Source organism: Embleya sp. NPDC050154 (assembly GCF_044460165.1).
In the GTDB taxonomy this organism is placed as follows: Bacteria; Actinomycetota; Actinomycetes; order Streptomycetales; family Streptomycetaceae; genus Embleya.
The window spans coordinates 1-21,009 of sequence record NZ_JBITJP010000037.1 but is presented as its reverse complement, the minus strand read 5'-3'; the positions used below and the strand labels follow the sequence as shown (position 1 = coordinate 21,009).

Below are 21,009 nucleotides of genomic sequence, written 5' to 3'. Positions count from 1 at the left end.
ATGACCGAGACCATTCGCTGGACCGCGGCCGAGACCGCCTCCGCCATCGCCGACGGCAAGGTCACCGCCGTCGAGGTCGCCCAGGCCCACCTGGACCGCATCGAGGCCGTCGACGCCAAGGTGCACGCGTTCCTGCACGTGGACGCGGACGGCGCGCTCGCCGCCGCCAAGGCCGTCGACGACGCCCGCGCGCGCGGCGACAAGCTCGGCCCGCTGGCCGGTGTGCCGCTCGCGCTCAAGGACGTGTTCACCACCAAGGGCGTGCCGACCACCTGCGGGTCGAAGATGCTCGAGGGCTGGAAGCCGCCGTACGACGCGACGTTGACCCGCCGGCTCAAGGACGCGGGCGTGGTCATCCTCGGCAAGACCAACATGGACGAGTTCGCGATGGGCTCCTCCACCGAGAACTCCGCGTACGGCCCGACCGGCAACCCGTGGGATCCGACCCGGGTCCCGGGCGGCTCCGGCGGTGGCTCGGCCGCCGCCATCGCGTCCTTCCAGGCGCCGCTGGCGATCGGCACGGACACCGGCGGCTCGATCCGCCAGCCCGCCGCGCTCACCGGCACGGTCGGCGTCAAGCCCACCTACGGCGGCGTCTCCCGCTACGGCCTGGTGGCCTTCTCGTCCTCGCTCGACCAGGGCGGCCCGTGCGCGCGCACGGTGCTCGACGCCGCGCTGCTGCACGAGGCGATCGCCGGGCACGACCCGCTCGACTCGACCTCGATCGACGCGCCGGTGCCGAACGTGGTCGAGGCCGCGCGCAGCGGCAGCGTCCGCGGCCTGCGGATCGGCGTGGTCAAGGAGTTCGGCGGCGAGGGCTATCAGGCGGGCGTGCTGGCGCGCTTCGCCGACGCGGTCGAGCTGCTGCGCGAACTCGGCGCGGAGATCGTCGAGATCTCCTGCCCGAACTTCACCTACGCGATGCCCGCGTACTACCTGATCGCGCCCTCCGAGGCGTCGTCCAACCTGGCCCGCTTCGACGCGATGCGCTACGGGCTGCGGGTCGGCGACGACGGCGAACACTCGGCCGAGGAGGTCATGTCGCTCACTCGCGAGGCCGGCTTCGGCGCCGAGGTCAAGCGCCGGATCATGCTCGGTACGTACGCGCTGTCGTCCGGTTACTACGACGCCTACTACGGCCAGGCACAAAAGGTCCGCACGCTCATCACGCGTGACTTCGAGGCCGCGTTCGGGCAGGTGGACGTGCTGATCTCGCCGACCACGCCGACCACCGCGTTCCCGATCGGCGAGCGTGCGGACGACCCGATGGCGATGTACCTCGCGGACCTGTGCACCATTCCGTCCAACCTCGCGGGCAACGCCGCGATGTCGCTGCCGTGCGGCCTCGCGGACGAGGACGGCCTGCCGGTCGGCCTCCAGATCATCGCGCCGGCCATGGCCGACGATCGGCTGTACCGGGTGGGCGCCGCCGTGGAGGCCGCCTACCTGTCCCGCTGGGGTGCCCCGCTGCTCGACCGCGCACCCGCGCTCTGACTTTCCGAGGAGTCGATATGGCCAAGAAGAAGAAAGCCCCCAAGAGCAACGTCGCCAAGGTCTTCAGCGTCGGCATGCAGCTCTTCGGCGCCATCGGCGTGCTCAAGCAGATCAAGGAGGCCCGCGGCAAGAACGACAAGCTGGAGCTGGCCGACGCGGTGATCAGCGCCGCCGCCGTGGTCACCGGCTTCGCGCTGCTGATCCGCGCGATGCGCGAGGTCGAGGAAGAGCTGACGGAGGCCGACGCCCTGTGAGTACCACCAGCCTGATGTCCTACGAGGACGCGCTGGAGACCTACGACCCGGTGATGGGCCTGGAGGTCCACGTCGAGCTGGGCACCGCGACCAAGATGTTCTGCGGCTGCTCGACCGAGTTCGGCGCGGAGCCCAACAGCCAGGTCTGTCCGACCTGTCTGGGCATGCCCGGCGCGCTGCCCGTGGTCAACGCGGTCGCGGTCGAGTCGGCGATCCGGATCGGCCTCGCGCTCAACTGCAACATCGCCGAGTGGTGCCGCTTCGCCCGGAAGAACTACTTCTATCCGGACATGCCGAAGAACTTCCAGACCTCGCAGTACGACGAGCCGATCGCGTTCGACGGGTACCTCGACGTCCAGGTCGAGGGCAAGACCTGGCGGGTGGAGATCGAGCGCGCGCACATGGAGGAGGACACCGGCAAGTCGCTGCACATGGGCGGCGCGACCGGTCGCATCCACGGCGCGGACTACTCGCTGCTCGACTACAACCGGTGCGGCATCCCGCTGATCGAGATCGTCACCAAGCCGATCGAGGGCGCGGGCGAGCTGGCCCCGCTGGTGGCCAAGGCGTACGTGGCCGAGCTGCGCGAGCTGATCCGCGCGCTCGGGGTGTCCGAGGCCCGGATGGAACTCGGCCAGATGCGCTGCGACGCGAACCTGTCGCTGCGCCCGAAGGGCCGGGAGAAGTTCGGCACCCGCAGCGAGACCAAGAACGTCAACTCGCTGCGTTCGGTCGAGCGGGCCATCCGGTTCGAGATCCAGCGGCACGCCACGGTGCTCACCGACGGCGGCACCATCGTGCAGGAGACCCGGCACTTCCACGAGGACGACGGCAGCACCACCGCCGGTCGGATCAAGGAAGAGGCCGAGGACTACCGGTACTTCCCGGAGCCCGACCTGGTGCCGGTGGCGCCCTCGCGCGAGTGGGTCGAGGAACTGCGCTGCACGCTGCCCGAGCTGCCGTCGCTGCGCCGCGCCCGGCTCCAGGCCGAGTGGGGCGTCAACGACTTCGAGATGCAGTCGATGGTCAACGCGGGTGTCCTGGACGTGATCCTGGCCACGATCGACGCCGGGGCCGACTCGGACGCGGCGCGCAAGTGGTGGCTGGGCGAGCTGTCCCGGCGGGCCAACGAGCGCGGGGTCGAGGTGGCCACGCTGCCGATCACGGCGGCCCAGGTCGCGCGGGTGGCCGCGCTGGTCAAGGGCGGCGAGCTGAACGACAAGCTGGCCCGCCAGGTGATCGACGGCGTGCTGGCCGGCGAGGGCGAGCCGGACGCGGTGGTCGAGGCGCGCGGGCTCAAGGTCGTCTCCGACGACTCGGCGCTCGGCGCGGCCGTGGACGAGGCGATCGCGGCCAACGCGGGCATCGCCGACAAGATCCGCGGGGGCAAGGTGCAGGCGGTCGGGGCCCTGGTCGGCGCGGTCATGAAGACCACGCGCGGGCAGGCCGACGCGGCTCGGGTACGGGAGCTGATCCTGGAGCGCCTGGGCGTGTCCTGACCCGTCGTGTTCGGCGGTTCGGCGGTTCGGCGGGTTCGGCGGGTTCGTTGTGTTCGACGTGTTCGTCGTTCGCCGTTCTCCGTTCTCCGTTTGTTGTTCGTGGTTCGTGGTTCGTGGTTCGTCGAGGAGGGCCTTCGGTCGCGTTGCGATCGGGGGCCCTTTGGCGTGTGTGTCGTCGGACGTGGGGGCGTGCCGGGGTGTCCGTAGGTACCGGGCGATGTTCGGCCGGGGTTCTCCCTAGGTCTGTTCGACCCCCTTATCGGGTTCTTCTCGGACGCCTTAGATCGGCTGTGGACGAGGTGAGCGACTCGGATGCGGCATCCGACCGATGCCCGAAGGCCCCCTGGGACGCGAGGCTCGTACCACGAGCCGGAGCGACCGGTTCGGTGACCAGGAGGTCGACACCATGTTGGAGTACGAACTGTTCCAGGCCCGTGAGCGCGAGCTGCGGGCGACCGCCGACCACGACCGGATGGTCCGTGAGGCGCTGAAGGCGGGTCGGCGTGCGGCCAAGGCCGCGCGGGTGGCCCGGCGCGAAGAGCGGCGAAGCGGCCAAGGTGCCGGCGGTCTCAGTTCCGATCGCGGCGTATTCGGGTGGAGCATCGGAAGCCTCCACCTGCACGCCCGGTGAGTACGTGACGCCGGACACGCCCACTGAAACCCCTTGGTTGACCTGCGCAAACGGGTTTCGCCGGGCGAGAAATCCCCGGCTGCGCACCGGCGGGACATGACATGCTCGGCACTGTGGCGAGTACTTCTGTTTCTCCCGTGTTCGTAGGCCGGTCAGTGGAAATGGCGCGGTTCCTCACGGCTTTGCGCGAAGCCGACGAGGGCACGCCGGGCGTGGTGCTCGTCGGGGGCGAGGCCGGCGTCGGCAAGACGCGCCTGCTCCAGGAGTTCCTGGAGCGTGCGGAGGCGCAGGGCGCGGTGACCACCGTCGGTGGTTGTCTGGAGTTGGGCGCGGAGAGTCTGCCGTTCGCGCCCATCTCCGCCGCGCTGCGCACGCTCTCCCGCCGGATCGGCCCCGAGTTGGCCGAGGCCGTGGCCGGCCGCGAGCGCGATCTCGCGTGGCTGCTGCCCGACCTCGCGCCGGGCACGATCGCGCGCGACGGCGAGTTCGACCGGGTCCGGCTGTTCGAGCTGATGCTCGGTCTGCTGGAGCGGCTCGGCGGCGACCGCACCCTCGTGATCGCGATCGAGGACCTGCACTGGGCCGACTCGTCCACGCGCGAACTGCTCGGCTTCCTGTTCCGGCTGCTGCGTACCGGCCGGATCCTGATCGTCGGGACGTATCGGGCCGACGCGGTCGGGCGGCGGCATCCGCTGCGGTCCTTCCTGGCCGAGTTGGACCGGGTGCACAACGTGGCCCGAATAGACCTGGCCCGGCTCACCCGCGCCCAGGTCGGCGACCAGTTGCGCGGCATCCTGCGCGAGGATCCGCCGCGCCGCCTGATTCGCCAGATCTTTCAGAAGTCCGAGGGGAACGCGTTCTTCGTCGAGGAGCTCGCCTGTTCCATTCGGGATGGGCAACTCACGGGTATTTCGGATACTTTGCGGGATTTGTTGCTGATCCGGATCGAGGAGTTGTCCGAGGACACCCAGAAGGTGATCCGACTGGCGGCGATCGGGGGGGTCACCGTCGGCCACCGGCTGCTCACCGAGGTGTCCTGGCTCGACCCGGACCGCCTGGAGGAGGCGCTGCGCACGGCGGTTTCCGCACACGTACTGGTGCCCATCGGGGACGAGTTCCAGTTCCGGCACGCGCTGGTGCGCACCGCGATTCGCGAGGACCTGATGCCGGGGGAGCGGGTCCGGCTGTACGCGACCTTCGCCGAGGCGCTGGAGCGCTGTCCGGACCTGGTGGCCGCCGACGAGTTGCGCGGTCGGATCGCCACGTACTGGTTCCACGCCGGCAACGCGGTCAAGGCGCTGCCGGCGGTGCTCGCGGCGGCCGAGGCGGCGCGGGAGAGGTACGCCTTCGACGAGCGCACCCGGCTCCTGGAGCGCGCGCTGCTGTTGTGGGAACAGGTGCCCGACCCGGAGGAGCTGAGCGGTCGACGGCTGCTCGACATCTACATGGAGGCGGTCACCGCGGCCCGGCTGGGCAGCGAGCGCGAGTTGACCATCCACTTCTGCAAGCGCGCGATCGAGTTGGTGGACCCGGTCGCCGAGCCGGAGTTGGCCGCGTTCCTGTGGCGGGAGAAGGCCCAGGGCCTGCGCAACCTGTGTCGCTCGTCGGGCATGCCGGAGCTGCGCCGGGCCAAGGAGATCCTGGAGGGCCTGCCGCCGTCGATGGAGCAGGCCCGGGTGCTCGCGCACATCGCGCGGGACCGGATGCTCGACGGCGAGGGCGACGAGGCGATCGCCGAGGCGATGGTGGCGCTGGAGCGTGCGCGCACCGTGGCCAGCCCCGACATCGAGGCCGAGGCACGCAAGACCCTCGCGTGCGGTCTGGTGCAGATCGGCCGGATCGAGGAGGGCATGGCACAGCTCGAGCTGGCCGAGCAGGGCGCGATCAGCAGCCGCGAGCCGGACAGCCTGGTGCACATCCTGAGCAACAAGGCATCGCTGCTGGAGGGGTTGGGCCGGCACCGGGAGAGCGCGGTGGCCGCGCGGCGCGCGATGGAACTCGCCGCCGAGCGCGGGCTCACCCGCACCTCCGGCTCGTTCGCGCTGGGCAACCTCGCCGAGTCGCTGCTCTCGGCCGGCGACTGGGCCGACCTGGAGACGCTGGTGGAGAAGACCCTCGACCTCGACCCCGGGCCGCAGACCACCCGCCACCTCGAACTGCAACTGGTCGACCTGTGTCTGGCCCGGGGTGACGTACGGGGTGCGACCGCGCACCTGAAGCGGTCCCGACTGGCCGCGGGATCGCGCTACGTCGAGGCGCAGTACGGGATCCCGCTGGCGCGGGCCGAGATCCGGGTGGCCGAGGCCCAGGGGCGACTGGACGAGTCCCGCGAGGCGCTGGTGGCGGCACTGGAGGGGGTTGGCTGTCCGCCGGGCCACCAGCGGTACATGTGGCAACTGCTCGCCGACGCGGCCGGGAACGAGGCGGACGCGCGCACCTCGACCGTGCGCCCTCGCGAATCCGAGCTCAGGACCCGCCAGGACATCGCCGACCGGATCGCGGCGATGGCGGATTCGCTCGCGGTCGACTGCGTGCTCGACGCGGCGTACGCGGGGCTGGTCAAGGCCGAACTGGCCCGCGCGGCGGGCACCGACGACGCCGAGCAGTGGGGCCGGGTGGTGTGCTCCTGGGAGCTGACCGAGCAGCCCTATCGCACGGCCTGGGCGCAATTCCGGCACGCCGAGGCGCTGCTCGCCGCCGGCGACCGCGACGCCGCGGCGACGCCGCTGGCCACCGCCGCCGAGGTGGCCGTCCGCCTGGACGCCAAGGCCCTGCGCGAGGTCATCGACCTGCTCACTCGCCGCGCCCGGATGGCCCCGAGCCCCCAGGGCGACCCCGGCACCCCGCTGCCGACCCTCACCCCACGCGAGATCGACGTCCTGCGACTGGTCGCCGACGGCCGCAGCAACCGCCAGATCGCCGAAGAGCTCTACATCAGCGTCAAGACAGCCAGCGTCCACGTCTCCAACATCCTCGCCAAGCTCGAGGTCACCGGCCGGGGGGAAGCGGCAGCGGTGGCACATCGGCTGCATTTGGTGGACGGGTGAATTCGTGGGGGTGGGGTGGGGCGGCGTTGCCGTCGGCGGGGGAGACGGGGTGGGCTCGGCGGGGGAGACGGGGTGGGCTCGGCACGGCACACGGGGCGGGCTCGGCACGGCTGGGGTGCGGGGGTCGTGGGGTGGGTTGGTGGGTGTGTGGGGGTCGTGGGTGAGGCCGGGTCGGGGTGCGGGGGTCGCGGGGGCGGGTCGGTGGGTGTGTGGGGGTCGTGGGTGAGGCCGGGCCAGGTTGCGGGGGTCGCGGGGGCGGGCGTGGTGGGCTGGGCAGAGTCGTGTTCCGCGGCGTTGCTGTTTGTTGGGCGACTTCGTCGCCGGCTCGCGAGGCGCCGCTTTTTTGCTCCCCCGCTTCGCTCCTCCGCAAAAAAGCGGCGCCTCGCTCGTGACTTCGTGTCCCTCCGCTTCGCTCCGGGCCACGAAGTCAAAACTTGCGGCTCCGCCGCTCTCCGCGCTTCGCGCGTCGATCACTTGGGTGGGCGGGGGTCGGGGGCGCTGACGCGCCGGGGGGTTGGGCTTCGGGGGTAGGCCGCGGGTCACCTTGACCATTGCGCGCGACGGCCGCGTCAGTGCGCTTCCCGCCGCGTTGGACTGATTCTCGGGGCCGGGCCGATTTACGACTCCGCCTTGAAAACCTGTCGCGCCCGCCCGCCGGTGCTGTGGCCGCGTCCGCTGCCTCTCGTGTCCGGTGTTGCCGCGTGTGTCGCCAACGTTGTTGCGGCCGTGACGACCGCTATCGCTCGCGCCGTCGATGCCGTGGCGTCCGCGACGGCCGCGTCCGCTGCGACGGCGCCAACCGTCGCCGCTCCGCCCGCCGGTGCTGTGTTCGTGTTCGCTACCTCTCGTGCCGGGTGTTGCCGCGTGTGTCGCCGACGTCGTTGCGCTCGTGACGACCGCTACCGCTCGCTCTGTCGATGCCGTGGCGTCTGCGGGCGCGTCCGGGCCCGCCTCCGCCTCCGCTGCTGCTGCGCCGCGTCCCCCGCGCACGCGTCTGTCGCCGGTGCGGGCGGGGTGGTGGTGGGCGGAGGGGGTGGGGGTGGTGGGGGTTAGCGTGGGGGCGGAGGGAAGGGGAGTCATGGGGCAGGGGTTGGGGCTGGTGTTGCGGGAGTTGGGCGCGGACGAGGTGGGTGGGGTGTTCGCGCGGTTGGTGGGGGTGCGGGGGGCGGATGCCTGGGTGGGGGGTGAGGTGTGTTTGTCGGATGCGTTGGTGGAGGCGATCGCCGCGTGTGGGAGTGCCGAAGAGGTGGTGCGGGCCGCGGGTAATCCGCGGCTGACCGCGGCGCAGTTGTGTCGGTTGATCGAGGCCGGTGGGTATCCGGTGGTGGCCTGGGTGTTTCCGCCGGAGGGTGAGGACGAGGTCCTCGATCCGCCGGGCGGTCCGAACGAGGTACTCGACCTGGGGCGCCGGGAGTTGCGGCGCGCGGGGGTGGCGGTGGAGCGCAAGCTCGCCCTGTTGCGCGCGCATCCGCTGCTCGCGTACACCGCTCGCCGCGCCGGGTCCGTGAGCGTGTTGCACCGGCCGGATGTGCCCGTCACCCGGACCGAGGCGCTCGACCAGGTGGGACCCGCGCTGCGTGCCGGTGTGCTGGCGCCGCGCGAGATCCTGGACCGCATGCGACCCGCGCGCGTCGCCGCCCAGGTGCTCGCCGTGGTCTCCCGCGAACACGCCTACGTCACCGGCGAGACCACCATCCACGAACTGCTCCGGCCCGAGGTGGTCGACACGCTCGGCACCAACCCCGCCGCCTGGGCGCACGTGGCCCGCACCCTCGGCCGCCACGCCGGCACCCTGCCCGAACTGTTCGCGGACGCGAGGACGCACACGGGCGAGGCCGCCATCCGGGTGCCCGCGGCCGTACGGCCGTCCATGGCCTTCCTGCTCCGCCGGCTCACCGCCGAGGAACTCACCACCCTGATACCGCACCTCGACGACGCGGCGGCGGTCGCGCTGCTCCCGGGCAACGTCCCGCCGCTGCCGAACGTCGCCGACGCGGCGCTGCGCTGCGAACACCACGCGCTGCTCGCGGCGCTCGCCGAGCACCAGAGCATCGGCCGACACTACGCCGGCCTGCTCAAGGACCTCGGCGACGACCGGCTCGACCGACTCCTGGTGGACAACCGCTCCGGCGTCACCGCCGAACTGCGCCGCGAGATCTACGCCGGCCGCCGGGCCGACCGCCCCCGCGTCCCGATGCACCCGGAGCTGCGCGCCCAATTGCTCAACGAGCCGCCCTTCGGCGGCGAGCCCGAGGCGTACGCGCTGTCCGGCGATCCCGCGCTGGTGGACCACGCGCTGCCGGGTTGCGAGGCCCGCAAGCTGCGCCGGATCGACTGGATCGACATCGTGCTGAGCCTGTGGGAGCGCGCCGACCCGAGCGTGACCGCCGACATCCTGGGCCGCCACGGCGAGCTGTTCCCGGAGCGGATCAGGGTCACCGCGCAGGCCGCGTTGGCCGCCGAGGACCCGACCCCGCTACGGGAGTTGCGCGCCCGCTGGGACCGGGGACCGCGTGCCGAACCGCCCATACCCGAGCACCGCCGGCCACCCGCCGACCGGCTTCGCGACACCCCGCTCGATCCGTGGCACTCCTGGCTCGTCGCCGCGGTCACCTCCGGCGAGCTGGATGCCGAGGAGGTCGTCCGGTACGCCCGCCCGGCCCGGCACGCGTTCGAGGCCCTGGTCGCGATCGACGCCTACCACTGGGCCCCGGGCAGCGCCCGCCCGGCACTGGCCCGACTCGGCAAGCGGATCGGCCCCAACCCGGAGGCCTGGGTGATCCTGGCCGGCCTGACCGCCGACTTCGAGGGCACCCTGACCGAACTCGCCGACCTGTGCGCGGCCGCCGCCGGTTGACCCCGGCGGTCAGTTCAACACGAGGCGCAGGACGCGGTCGTCGCCCTTGCGCGGACTGCCCCGGCCGTCCGTCATGCTGGTGGTCAACCACAGTTCGCCCGAGACGACCAGCACCGTGCGCAGCCGACCGTACTTGCCCTGGAAGTACGCCTTCGGCGTGCCGACCGTGGAGCCCAGGATCGGGGCCTGCCACAGCCGTTCGCCCTTGAGGCCGGCCAGGTAGACGACGTCGCCCAGGATCGCGATGCCGCTCGGGGAGGCGTCGTCGGTGGCCCACTGGGCGACCGGGTTCATGTACCGCGGGTCGTCGCCGGTGCCCTCGACCTCCGGCCAGCCGTAGTTGGCGCCGGAGCGGATCAGGTTCAGCTCGTCCCAGGTGTCCTGGCCGAACTCGCCCGCCCACAGCCGCCCGGTCGAATCCCAGGCCAGGCCCTGGACGTTGCGGTGACCCAGGCTCCACACCGGGGAGCCAGGGAACGGGTTGCCGGGCGCCGGCTTGCCGTCCGGGGTGAGTCGCAGGATCTTGCCGCCGAGCGAGGAGACGTCCTGCGCCAGGGCCTTGCGGCCGGCCTCGCCGGTGCCCGCGTACAACATGCCGTCGGGGCCGAACGCGATCCGGCCGCCGTTGTGGTTCGAGCCCGCCGGGATCCCGGAGACCAGCACCTCGGGGCCGCCCAACGGCTGCCCCGGCACGTACGTCATCCGGACGATCCGGTTGTCCTGTTCCGTGGTCAGGTACGCGTACAGGAAGTGGTCGGTCGCGAAGCTCGGCGACACCGCGATCCCGAGCAGACCCCCCTCCCCGCGATGCACCGAACCCGGCACCGTGCCCACCACCACCGGCGTCGGTGTGCCCGGACCGAAGCGGGTGATCGTGCCCGTGTCGCGCGAGGACACCAGCGCGTCCTTGTCCGGCAGCACCGCCACGCCCCACGGCGTGTTCAGATCCCGGGCCAACTCGCCGGCCACGACCGGCTCGGCGACCTTGGCCGCGGTCGGCCCGGCCGGCACGTTCGGCGGCTGCGTCCCGGCCACCGGCGCGGAGGAGCCACCCGGTGTGGCCTTGCTGTCCGACGAGCCGCCGTCACCACCACACGCGGTGAGTCCGGCCGCCATCGCGACGGCGAGCGCCAGGGCGGGCCAACGAGCCTTGGGACGGCGTGTGCGCACCGGAAACACCACCTTCTCGGGTTACCTCGACCCTAAGCGGCCCGGGCCCGCGAGGGAGGGGCCCGACACGACATTTAGAGTTCCTGCCATGGTCACCGAAGGCAGGATCTGGGTTCCGTACACCCTCGAACAACTCGCCCCGCTCCCCGGCAAACTCGGCGGCGGCTCCTCGATCGTCGACGTCTACGACGGCTTCGACGGCCCGGTGCCGGACACCGCCGCCGACGTCGAGCTGTACGTCCTGCCGTACACCTTCGACCGCGAACCGCTCGCCCGGATCGCGGACATGCCCCGGCTCAGGATGATCCAGACGCTGACCGCGGGCTACGAACACGTGCTGCCGTACCTGCCGCCCGGTGTGCTGCTGTGCAACGGCAGAGGCATCCACGAGACCAGCACCGCCGAACTCGCGATCACCCTCACCCTCGCCGCGCTGCGCGACATCCCGACCTTCGTGCGCGGCCAGGACGCGGGCGAGTGGCGGTCGGGGTTCTATCCGGCGCTGGCCGACAAGAGCGTGCTGATCCTCGGGTACGGGGCGATCGGCGAAGCGGTGGACCGCCGGCTCCAGGGCTTCGAGGTGGACGTGGTCCGGGTCGCCCGCAGCGCCCGGGCCGGCGCGCACGGACCGGTCCGGGCGATGGCCGAGCTGCCCGAACTGCTCCCGCGGGCCGACGTGGTGATCGTGACGGTTCCGCTCACCGAGGACACCCGCGGCCTCGTCGACGCCGACTTCCTGGCCCGGCTCCCGGCCGGCGCGCTCGTGGTCAACGTCGCGCGCGGCCCGGTCGTGGACACCGAAGCGCTGCTCGCCGAACTGGACGCCGGCCGCCTGCGCGCGGCGCTGGACGTCACCGATCCCGAGCCGCTGCCCGCCGACCACCCGCTGCGCTTCGCCCCCGGCACGTTGATCAGCCCGCACGTCGGCGGCAGCTCGTCCGCCTTCCTCCCACGTGCCCTGCGGCTGATCCGCGAGCAGCTCGAACGCTGGTCCGAAGGGGTGACTCCGGCGAACGTCGTGCGCGATTGAGCAACAAAAACCGTCCGGTCGCGCTCTGCTTTGAGTAAGGGCCGACACCGGTACGGTGTGCCCGCGCACGCCGACCCGGACGGAGAGACATGAAAGACAGGGGGACGGCGCCCGGCGCTGTTCACAGGCGGTTCGAGGCCCTCGACACCGCCGAGGCGGCCGCCGCGCCCGCCGCCCCGGCGGTCGTCGAACCGGCGGTGATCGCTCCCCGAACGGGTGAACACGACCACGGATTGCGCACGGTCGTCGAGCGGGCCAGGCGACGGATCGGCTCGGGCGCCCTGCCGTACCTGCTTGCCGCGCTGTTCTTCGTGATCTACACGACGCACTCGCTGCTGCGGCATCGCCGGATGGAGACGCACGCCTACGACCTGGGTCTGTTCGAGCAGGTGGTCCGGGCGTATTCGAACTTCGAGGCGCCCGTGTCGGACATCCGGACGCCGGACTTCAATGTGCTCGGCGAGCACTTCCACCCGATCCTGGCGCTGCTCGGTCCGATCTACCGGGTCTTTCCCGGTCCGAGCACGCTGTTGGTCGCCCAGGCGTTCCTGGTGGCGATCTCGGTCGTGCCGATCACCCGGATCGCCGCGCGCGCGTTCGGCCCGTGGGGCACGGCCGCGCTCGGCATCGCGTACGGCCTGTCCTGGGGCATCCAGTCGGCCGTCTCGTTCGACTTCCACGAGATCGCGTTCGCGGTACCGCTGCTGGCCTTCGGCCTGGACCGCTTCCTGCTCGGCCGGTACCTCACGGCGATGGCCTGGTGGTTGCCGCTGATCCTGGTCAAGGAGGACCTCGGGCTCACCTTCGCCGCCGCGGCCGTACCGCTGTTGCTGCTGCGCCGCTGGAAGATGGCCGCGGCGCACGTGCTGATCGGCGCGTCGGCGTTCGTGCTGGCGATCTTCGTGCTGCTGCCGGCGATCAACCCCAATGACACGTACGCGTTCTGGGGCAACCTCGACTCCAGCCAGCGCTCCGGCAACGCGGATCCCACCACGCCGTTGGGCCGGGTGCCGATCTCCGAGCTGGTCATCGAACTGCCCATGTCGATGGTGCTGCCCAGCGTGAAGTGGATGACGCTGTTCACGCTGTTGCTGCCCACCGGGTTCATCGCGCTGCGTTCGCCGATCCTGGCGATGATCGTGCCGACGATGTTGTGGCGGTTCACCTCCAGCAACGAGTACTACTGGGGCACGTATTTCCACTACAGCGCGGTCCTGATGCCGATCGTGTTCGCGGCGTTCGTGGACGGTGTGGTCCGGTTGCGCGCGTCGCGGGTGGATTGGCTGCGCCGGTACGCGGTCCACGCCGCGATCGTCCCGCTCGCGGTGTCGTTGGCGTTCGCGCGCGACTTCCCGCTGATGGACCTGCTGCACAAGCGCACCTATATGGTGCCGGACCGGGTGCGCTCGGCGCACAAGGTGCTCGACCGGGTTCCGGACGGCGCGACGGTGTCGGCCACGATGAGCTTCTCGCCGCAACTGGTCTCGCGGGCGGGGCGGGTGACCGACTTCCCGACCCTGCTGCCCGGGCGCGGGTACGCGGCGATCGAGGTGTGGGGCAACAACAAGGACTGGGCCCGCTACTGGATCGCGCACCTGATCGGGCAGGGTTTCACCGAGGTGGCGCGCGAACCGGGCGCGGTCCTGCTCAAGCGCGACTGAACCGGGCACCCGACCGGGGGCGCCACGAAATCCGAGGGCGGTCGAGCGCCCACCCGTGCCCACGGCCGAGCGACCCGCCCGCGCCCTCCGCGCCGGTCACACGCTCGGCCGTCCGAGTTCTCCGTCGCCGGCGCGTGTCGCCGGACCGCACCGCGTTGCCGACCCCGAGTGCCCACCGATCCGGCCCCACCGAGGCCGCACTGAGGCCCCGCCGAGCCCCCGGCGGGGCCTCGGCCCGCCTTCCGGACCCCGCGAAGGCCGCCGGGCGATCGTTGAAACTCCCAGGTTTGCCCTGATCAGAGCCCCTTTTTCCGTCCAGTGTCGGGACTTTGTCACAAATGCACGGGAAGGGACTCCCATGCCGGCCATCATTAGTTACTCTGTGTTGAGTAAGACAAGCTCACAGTGACGGGTTGGTGTATCGTCCGAGTCGTGGGGCGTTGAGAGACGCGCACGGTCGGGTGTCGCACCCCCGTCGCGCCGGCGCCGACCGCCCCGCCTCACGGCTGGGGTGTGAGGGCCGGTGCAGTGCCATGAAGCGCCGTGGCGGCGACTTCGGGCAGAGGGGAGTGCGGAATGCCGGGGGACCACTGCCGGAGTGGCCGAGCCACGACGACCCGGTGCGGCTGCTGATCTTGGCCGACACCCCTACGCAGCGGCAGTTGAAGTATCTGATCGTGCCGCTGTGTCTCGTGTACGCGATCGGTGCGCTCCAGGGCTGGGGCAATCCGACCTTGTCGCTGGCGATGGGCGACTTCGGCCTGGCGGCCGCGGCGGCCGTGGCGGCGATCTCCTGCGCGCTCAAGGCCGTGCGCGAATCCGGTCGGGCCCGGTTGTCGTGGGCGCTGTTCGCCTTCTCCGCCACGATGGTCTCGCTCGGCAACGGGATCTGGGGCTGGTACGAGGTCGTCCTGGACGTCCCGGTGCCCACGCCCGGTCCCACCGACGTGATCTTCCTGCTGTTCGCGCCGCCCACCATCGTGGGCCTGCTCCTGGTGGCGCAGCGCCCGCGCGGCATCGCGGCGTGGACCTGCATGGCGCTGGACGGGTGGCTGATCGCGGGCTCGCTGTTCACGCTCGGCTGGAGTCTCGCGCTGGCCCGCAGTACCAACGGGGATCGCTCGGACATCCTCAAGATCGTGCTCACCCTCGCCTATCCGGTGCTCGACATCCTGATGATCAGCATGGTCCTCGGATTGCGTTTTCGGGCCGGTTCGGGAGATCGCGCGGCACTGAACCTGGCGCTGGTGGGCCTCGCGGTCACCGTGATGAGCGACGCGCTGTGGACCACACCCGGACTCAACAGCGGCTACCGCTCGGGCGGACTGCTGGACGCGGGCTGGTTCGCGGGCAGCCTGCTGCTCGCGATCGCGCCGTGGACCGGCGACCGGGTCGAGGCGCACGAGCGTCCCCGACACCGCACCATCTCGATGTTGTCCGCGCTCACCCCCTACATCGCCGCCGCGGTGTGCACCGCCGGCGTGCTCGGCGGCGCGGTGGCCGGCCACGCGCCGGACAAGGTGGTGCTCGGCGTCGGCGCGACCGTACTGGTCACCCTGGTCCTGCGGCAGGGCATCACACTCGTCGACAACGTGTTCATGGCCCAGGAACTGTCGGCGAAGGAGAGCCACTTCCGGTCCCTGGTGCAGGGCTCCAGCGATGTGATCATGATCGCGGCGAGCGACGGCGTGCTCCAGTACGTCAGCCACGCGGTGCGCCGGGTGTACGGGTTCGAGCCCGAGGAGTTGGTCGGTACCCGGCTGGAGTTGCTCATCCATCCCGAGGAGAGCGCGCGGGTACAGCGCGAACTACGCGCGTTCTTGGACGGCGCGGTGCCGGTGGGCGAGGCGGACACCGCGATGGTGCGGGTGGAATGTCGGATCCGCTCGGCCGGCGGCACCTGGCTGCACACCGAATCGGCGGTGAACCGCTACGGCGACGGGCTGATCTTCAACAGCCGCGACGTCACCGACCGGATCAAGTTGCAGACCCAACTGGAGCACGACGCCTTCCACGACCGGCTCACCGACCTGCCCAACCGGGCCCTGTTCGAGGACCGGATCCAGCACGCGCTGGCCCAGCGGCGCGGGATCACCCCCACCATCGCGGTGTTGTTCGTCGACCTGGACGGGTTCAAGGCCGTCAACGACAACTACGGGCACACCGCGGGCGACGAACTGCTCGTGCAGGCCGCGCGCCGGCTCGAACACGCGGTTCGGATCGGTGACACCGTGGCCCGGTTCGGCGGCGACGAGTTCGCCGCGCTCCTGGTCGGCGACCCCACCCCGCGGGCGATCCGGGAGATCGCCGAACGGCTGCTCTCCACGCTGTCCGCGCCGTACCGGATCGCCGACGGCGAGGTACGCGTCGCGGCGAGCATCGGGATCGCCTTCTCCGCGCCCGGCATCGCACCGGCCGACCTGATGCGGCACGCGGACGCCGCGATGTACCGGGCCAAGGACGGCGGCAAGGGCCGGGTCGAGGTCTACACCCCCGACATGGACGCCGACGTGGAGCGCCGCGCGGCCCGCGCCGCCGGGCGCCGGCGGGTGGACCGGGACGGCCGGCTGGCCGTGTCGTACCAACCGGTGGTGGACCTGGACACCGGTCGGGTGCGCGACGTGGAGGCGGCGCTGTGTCGGGTCGAGGACGGCGTGGTGCCCGGCCGGGCCGACCACGTCCGGCTGACCGCGGGCGTGGACGGCCGACTCTCGGCGGTGGGCCGCAGGCTGCTGGAGGAGAGCGCGCTGGCCGCGACCACCTGGCGGGCCGCCGGGCACGAGATCGGCGTCACGGTCGGCCTGGCGGCCCGCCAACTCACCGGCCCCGGCTTCCTGGACGTGCTGGAGGAGACCCTGCGCGGTGCCGATCTGCCGGCCGGCGCGTTGACCCTGGAGATCACCGACAACGTGCTGCCGGACGGCGACGAACTGCTGCTGAGCCGGATCGCGGTGCTGCGCCGGTTGGGTGTGCGGTTGTCCCTGGACGACTTCGGCACCGGCCACTCCTCGCTCACCTACCTGCGCCGACTGCCGGTGGACGTACTCAAGATCGACCGCTCGTTCGTCGCCGAGGTCGGCACGTGTCCACACCTGACCGTGCTCACCTCGACCATCGTGCGCCTCGGGTTGGAATCCGGACTGACCCTGGTGGCGGCCGGCATCGACAGCCACGCGCAGGTCGACATACTTCGCGAGATGGGCTGTCAGCGGGGGCAGGGCAACTGGTTCCACCCGGCGGTGTCCGGGGACACGATCTTCGATGTGCTCGGCCAGACGCCGCTGGGCAACAGCGCGGTGCGCGGCCCGCGTCCGGAGCCGCTCCCGGAGGCGCGCGCGCCGCTGCCGGTCCAGGTGCCCAGGTCGCAGCTGTGAGTGTGGCCGCGGCGGGCCCCGAGCGGCGCCGGCGTCCGGGTCGGTGTCCGAGGTGGTGACCGCAGGGGTGTCCGCGGCGGCACCGGGGCCGGCCGAAACCATGACGTCCCGTCAGTCCTGGACAAAGAGTCTCGAATAATGAGACGCGTGAAGAGCCGGCTTGACACGTACACGGGCGCGGAGGGAGAGTCGCGGGCATGCAGACCCGCATCCTCGTACTTGAGAAGCGCGTGCACTGACCACCGAGTCGGTTCGCGCGCCCCCCTCGCTTGCCTAACGGCACGGGGGGTTTTTTGTTGCAGTCCGACGGGTCCGGGCCTCGCGCCCCACTCGATATGCCGACTTCAGATCGAGAAGAGACGAAAGCATGACCGATCAGGTGACAGGAGCCCAAGCGCTGATCCGCTCCCTGGAAGCCGCAGGGGTGGACACGGTCTTCGGCATCCCCGGGGGCGCGATTCTTCCCGCCTACGATCCGATGATGGACTCGACGAAGGTGCGCCACATCCTCGTCCGGCACGAGCAGGGCGCGGGTCACGCCGCGGAGGGATACGCGCAGGCCACCGGCAAGGTCGGGGTGTGCATGGCCACGTCGGGCCCCGGCGCGACCAACCTGGTGACGCCGATCGCCGACGCGCACATGGACTCGGTGCCGATCGTCGCGATCACCGGTCAGGTGGCCAGCGCCGCGATCGGTACGGACGCCTTCCAGGAGGCGGACATCTGCGGCATCACGATGCCGATCACCAAGCACAACTTCCTGGTCACCGACCCGGCCGAGATCGCGCCGACGATCGCCGCGGCGTTCCACATCGCCTCCACCGGCCGGCCCGGCCCGGTCCTGGTCGACATCTCCAAGGACGCGCTCCAGGCGACCACCGACTTCGTCTGGAACGGCACCCCCGAACTGCCCGGCTACCGCCCGGTCACCCGGCCGCACGCGAAGCAGATCCGCGAGGCCGCGCGGCTGCTCAGCGAGGCCAAGCGCCCGGTCCTGTACGTCGGCGGCGGGGTGCTCAAGGCGCACGCGTCGGCCGAACTGAAGATCCTCGCCGAGCTGACCGGCGCGCCGGTGGTCACCACGCTGATGGCGCTGGGCGCGTTCCCGGACAGCCACCCGCAGCACCTGGGCATGCCGGGCATGCACGGCACGGTGGCCGCGGTCACCGCGCTGCAGAAGTCGGACCTGATCTTCGCGCTCGGCGCCCGCTTCGACGACCGGGTCACCGGCAAGCTGGACACCTTCGCGCCGTACGCCACCATCGTGCACGCGGACATCGACCCGGCCGAGATCTCCAAGAACCGCACCGCGGACGTGCCGATCGTCGGCGACGCCCGCGAGGTGATCGCCGACCTGGTGGTCGCGGTCCAGGCCGAGCACGAGGCGGGCCGGTTCGGCGACTACCAGGAGTGGTGGACCGCGCTGAACCGCTGGCGCGAGACCTACCCGCTGGGCTACGACGTGCCCGCGGACGGCTCGCTGTCGCCGCAACTGGTGATCGAGCGGCTCGGCGCGATCTCGGGCCCGGACACGATCTTCGCCTCCGGCGTCGGCCAGCACCAGATGTGGGCCTCGCAGTTCATCCGCTACGAGAAGCCGTACACCTGGCTCAACTCCGGCGGCGCCGGGACCATGGGCTACTCGGTGCCCGCCGCGATGGGCGCCAAGGCCGGCATGCCGGACACCACGGTGTGGGCGATCGACGGCGACGGCTGTTTCCAGATGACCAATCAGGAACTGGTCACCTGCGCGGTCAACGACATCCCGATCAAGGTCGCCATCATCAACAACGGCACCCTGGGCATGGTCCGCCAGTGGCAGACGCTCTTCTACAACGAGCGCTACTCCAACACCGACCTGCAGAGCCGCCGGCTGCCGGACTTCGTCAAGCTCGCCGAGGCGATGGGCTGCGTCGCGCTGCGCTGCGAGAGCCCGGACCAGTTGGACGAGATCATCCACAAGGCGATGTCGATCAACGACGCTCCCGTGGTCATCGATTTCGTCGTCCACCAGGACGCGATGGTGTGGCCGATGGTCGCGGCGGGTTCCTCCAACGACGAGGTGATGGCCGCGCGCGACGTGCGTCCCGACTTCGGCGACTCGGACGACTGACAGGCCGACAGGGCATCAGGAAGGCATAGGAGTCCAGCGATCATGTCCAAGCACACCCTCTCGGTCCTTGTCGAGAACAAGCCCGGTGTCCTCGCCCGGATCACCGCGCTGTTCTCGCGTCGGGGCTTCAACATCGACTCGCTCGCGGTCGGCACCACCGAGCATCCGGACATCTCGCGGATCACCATCGTGGTCAGCGTGGTCGAGGAACTGCCGCTGGAGCAGGTCACGAAGCAGCTCAACAAGCTGGTCAACGTGCTCAAGATCGTCGAGCTGGATCCGCCCGCGTCGGTGCAGCGCCAGCTCCTGCTGGTCAAGGTGCGCGCGGACCACGAGACGCGTTCGCAAGTGGTGGAGATCGTCCAGCTCTTCCGCGCCAAGACGGTCGACGTCTCGCCCGAGGCGGTCACCGTCGAGGCCACCGGCGGCCCCGACAAGCTGGCCGCGATGTTGCGCATGCTGGAGCCGTTCGGCATCAAGGAACTCGTCCAGTCCGGCGTCGTGGCGATCGGCCGCGGCGGCCGCTCGATCACCGACCGTTCGCTGCGGTCGGTGGAGCGCTCGGCCTGACGGATATGTCCGGACCTCGGTTCTGACGGACCGTCATGGTCCACATTTCAAACCGGCGGCACGCGGTTCGTTCGTGATTTGCGAAGATGACGAGCGGGGCGTGGCCCCGAAAACCCAGTCTTGAAGGAGAACCCCGAAGTGGCCGAGCTGTTCTACGACGACGACGCCGACCTGTCCATCATTCAGAACCGCAAGGTCGCGGTGCTCGGCTACGGCAGCCAGGGTCACGCCCACGCGCTGTCGCTGCGGGACTCCGGTGTCGACGTGCGGGTCGGTCTGCTGGAGGGCTCGAAGAGCCGCGCCAAGGCCGAGGAGGCGGGCCTGCGGGTCGTCACTCCCGCCGAGGCCGCCGCCGAGGCGAGCGTCATCATGATCCTGACCCCGGACCCGGTCCAGGCGAAGGTCTACGCCGAAGCCGTGGAGCCCAACCTGCAGGACGGCGACGCGCTGTTCTTCGGGCACGGCTTCAACATCCGGTTCGGCTTCATCAAGCCGCCGGCCAACGTCGACGTGTGCATGGTCGCCCCCAAGGGCCCCGGCCACCTGGTCCGTCGGCAGTACGAAGAGGGTCGCGGCGTGCCGTGCATCGTCGCGGTCGAGCAGGACGCGTCGGGCCAGGGCCTGGCGCTCGCCCTCTCCTACGCGAAGGGCATCGGCGGCACCCGTGCCGGCGTCATCAAGACCACCTTCACCGAGGAGACCGAGACCGACCTGTTCGGTGAGCAGGCGGTGCTCTGCGGCGGCGCCTCGGCGCTGGTCAAGGCGGGCTTCGAGACCCTGGTCGAGGCCGGCTACCAGCCGGAGATCGCCTACTTCGAGTGCATGCACGAGCTGAAGCTCATCGTCGACCTCATGTACGAGGGCGGCCTGGAGAAGATGCGCTGGTCCATCTCGGAGACCGCCGAGTGGGGCGACTACATCACCGGCCCCCGGATCATCACGGCCGACACCAAGGCCGAGATGAAGAAGGTGCTCGCCGAGATCCAGGACGGTTCGTTCGCGACCGCGTGGATGGCGGAGTACGAGGCGGGTCTGCCGAAGTACAAGGAGTACGTGAAGGCGGACTCCGAGCACAAGCTGGAGACCACCGGCAAGGAGCTCCGCAAGATGATGAGCTGGGTGACGAACGAGGGCTGATCCTCGACTCGACGTGTTGCCTGCCGCTTCGGCGGTGTGAAGTGCCCCGGGCCGGGATCGGTCCGGGGTGCTGCTTTTTGGGCGACTTCGTCGCCGGCTCGCGAGGCGCCGCTTTTTTGCTCCCCCGCTTCGCTCCTCCGCAAAAAAGCGGCGCCTCGCTCGTGACTTCGTG

Annotated in this window: 12 protein-coding genes and 1 pseudogene; 12 read left to right on the top strand and 1 reads right to left on the bottom strand. The window is 70.9% G+C overall.

The window, feature by feature from the left end:
- The 6 genes from gatA to ACIBSV_RS45415 all read left to right on the top strand — a co-directional run bounded on the left by gatA (position 1) and on the right by ACIBSV_RS45415 (position 9,782).
- Positions 1 to 1,494, top strand: coding sequence for an Asp-tRNA(Asn)/Glu-tRNA(Gln) amidotransferase subunit GatA (gene gatA / locus ACIBSV_RS45440; RefSeq protein WP_395873397.1), 1,494 nt, complete (start codon positions 1 to 3; stop codon positions 1,492 to 1,494).
- 17 nt (positions 1,495 to 1,511) lie between these two features.
- Positions 1,512 to 1,748 (top strand): hypothetical protein, encoded by a 237-nt coding sequence (locus ACIBSV_RS45435; protein ID WP_395873396.1) that lies wholly within the window; start codon positions 1,512 to 1,514, stop codon positions 1,746 to 1,748.
- 14 nt (positions 1,749 to 1,762) lie between these two features.
- The gene (gatB, locus tag ACIBSV_RS45430) at positions 1,763 to 3,247 is read left to right on the top strand and encodes an Asp-tRNA(Asn)/Glu-tRNA(Gln) amidotransferase subunit GatB (protein ID WP_395873464.1); all 1,485 of its coding nucleotides are present in this window, start codon (positions 1,763 to 1,765) and stop codon (positions 3,245 to 3,247) included.
- Positions 3,248 to 3,575: 328 nt separating this feature from the next.
- Positions 3,576 to 3,878 (top strand): hypothetical protein, encoded by a 303-nt coding sequence (locus tag ACIBSV_RS45425; RefSeq protein WP_395873394.1) that lies wholly within the window; start codon positions 3,576 to 3,578, stop codon positions 3,876 to 3,878.
- Positions 3,879 to 3,979: 101 nt separating this feature from the next.
- Positions 3,980 to 6,925: a helix-turn-helix transcriptional regulator gene (locus ACIBSV_RS45420; protein ID WP_395873393.1), complete on the top strand. Its 2,946-nt coding sequence runs from the start codon at positions 3,980 to 3,982 to the stop codon at positions 6,923 to 6,925.
- A gap of 1,078 nt (positions 6,926 to 8,003) precedes the next feature.
- A complete protein-coding gene (locus tag ACIBSV_RS45415; protein WP_395873392.1) occupies positions 8,004 to 9,782 on the top strand; it encodes a hypothetical protein in 1,779 nt (592 codons plus the stop codon).
- Between the two features lie 9 nt (positions 9,783 to 9,791).
- On the opposite strand, the gene ACIBSV_RS45410 is transcribed toward ACIBSV_RS45415, so the two are convergent.
- Complete coding sequence (locus ACIBSV_RS45410) at positions 9,792 to 10,898, bottom strand: PQQ-dependent sugar dehydrogenase (RefSeq protein WP_395873463.1); 1,107 nt, start codon at positions 10,896 to 10,898, stop codon at positions 9,792 to 9,794.
- Positions 10,899 to 11,040: 142 nt separating this feature from the next.
- On the opposite strand from ACIBSV_RS45410, the gene ACIBSV_RS45405 reads away from it, so the two are divergent.
- The 6 genes and pseudogenes from ACIBSV_RS45405 to ilvC all read left to right on the top strand — a co-directional run bounded on the left by ACIBSV_RS45405 (position 11,041) and on the right by ilvC (position 20,837).
- Positions 11,041 to 11,982 carry a 2-hydroxyacid dehydrogenase gene (locus tag ACIBSV_RS45405; protein WP_395873391.1) on the top strand — a complete coding sequence of 314 codons (942 nt, stop codon included), beginning with the start codon at positions 11,041 to 11,043 and terminating at the stop codon, positions 11,980 to 11,982.
- An 89-nt stretch (positions 11,983 to 12,071) separates the two neighbouring features.
- Positions 12,072 to 13,643 carry a DUF2079 domain-containing protein gene (locus tag ACIBSV_RS45400; RefSeq protein WP_395873390.1) on the top strand — a complete coding sequence of 524 codons (1,572 nt, stop codon included), beginning with the start codon at positions 12,072 to 12,074 and terminating at the stop codon, positions 13,641 to 13,643.
- Between the two features lie 620 nt (positions 13,644 to 14,263).
- Positions 14,264 to 17,017 carry a putative bifunctional diguanylate cyclase/phosphodiesterase gene (locus tag ACIBSV_RS45395; RefSeq protein WP_395873389.1) on the top strand — a complete coding sequence of 918 codons (2,754 nt, stop codon included), beginning with the start codon at positions 14,264 to 14,266 and terminating at the stop codon, positions 17,015 to 17,017.
- Between the two features lie 340 nt (positions 17,018 to 17,357).
- Positions 17,358 to 19,130 (top strand): annotated as a pseudogene (locus ACIBSV_RS45390) (acetolactate synthase large subunit); the annotation flags it as partial.
- A gap of 42 nt (positions 19,131 to 19,172) precedes the next feature.
- Positions 19,173 to 19,700, top strand: a complete 528-nt coding sequence (gene ilvN, locus ACIBSV_RS45385) for an acetolactate synthase small subunit (RefSeq protein WP_020556335.1) — start codon at positions 19,173 to 19,175, stop codon at positions 19,698 to 19,700.
- Positions 19,701 to 19,838: 138 nt separating this feature from the next.
- Positions 19,839 to 20,837 (top strand): ketol-acid reductoisomerase, encoded by a 999-nt coding sequence (gene ilvC, locus ACIBSV_RS45380; RefSeq protein WP_395873462.1) that lies wholly within the window; start codon positions 19,839 to 19,841, stop codon positions 20,835 to 20,837.
- The last annotated feature ends 172 nt before the right edge of the window (positions 20,838 to 21,009 follow it).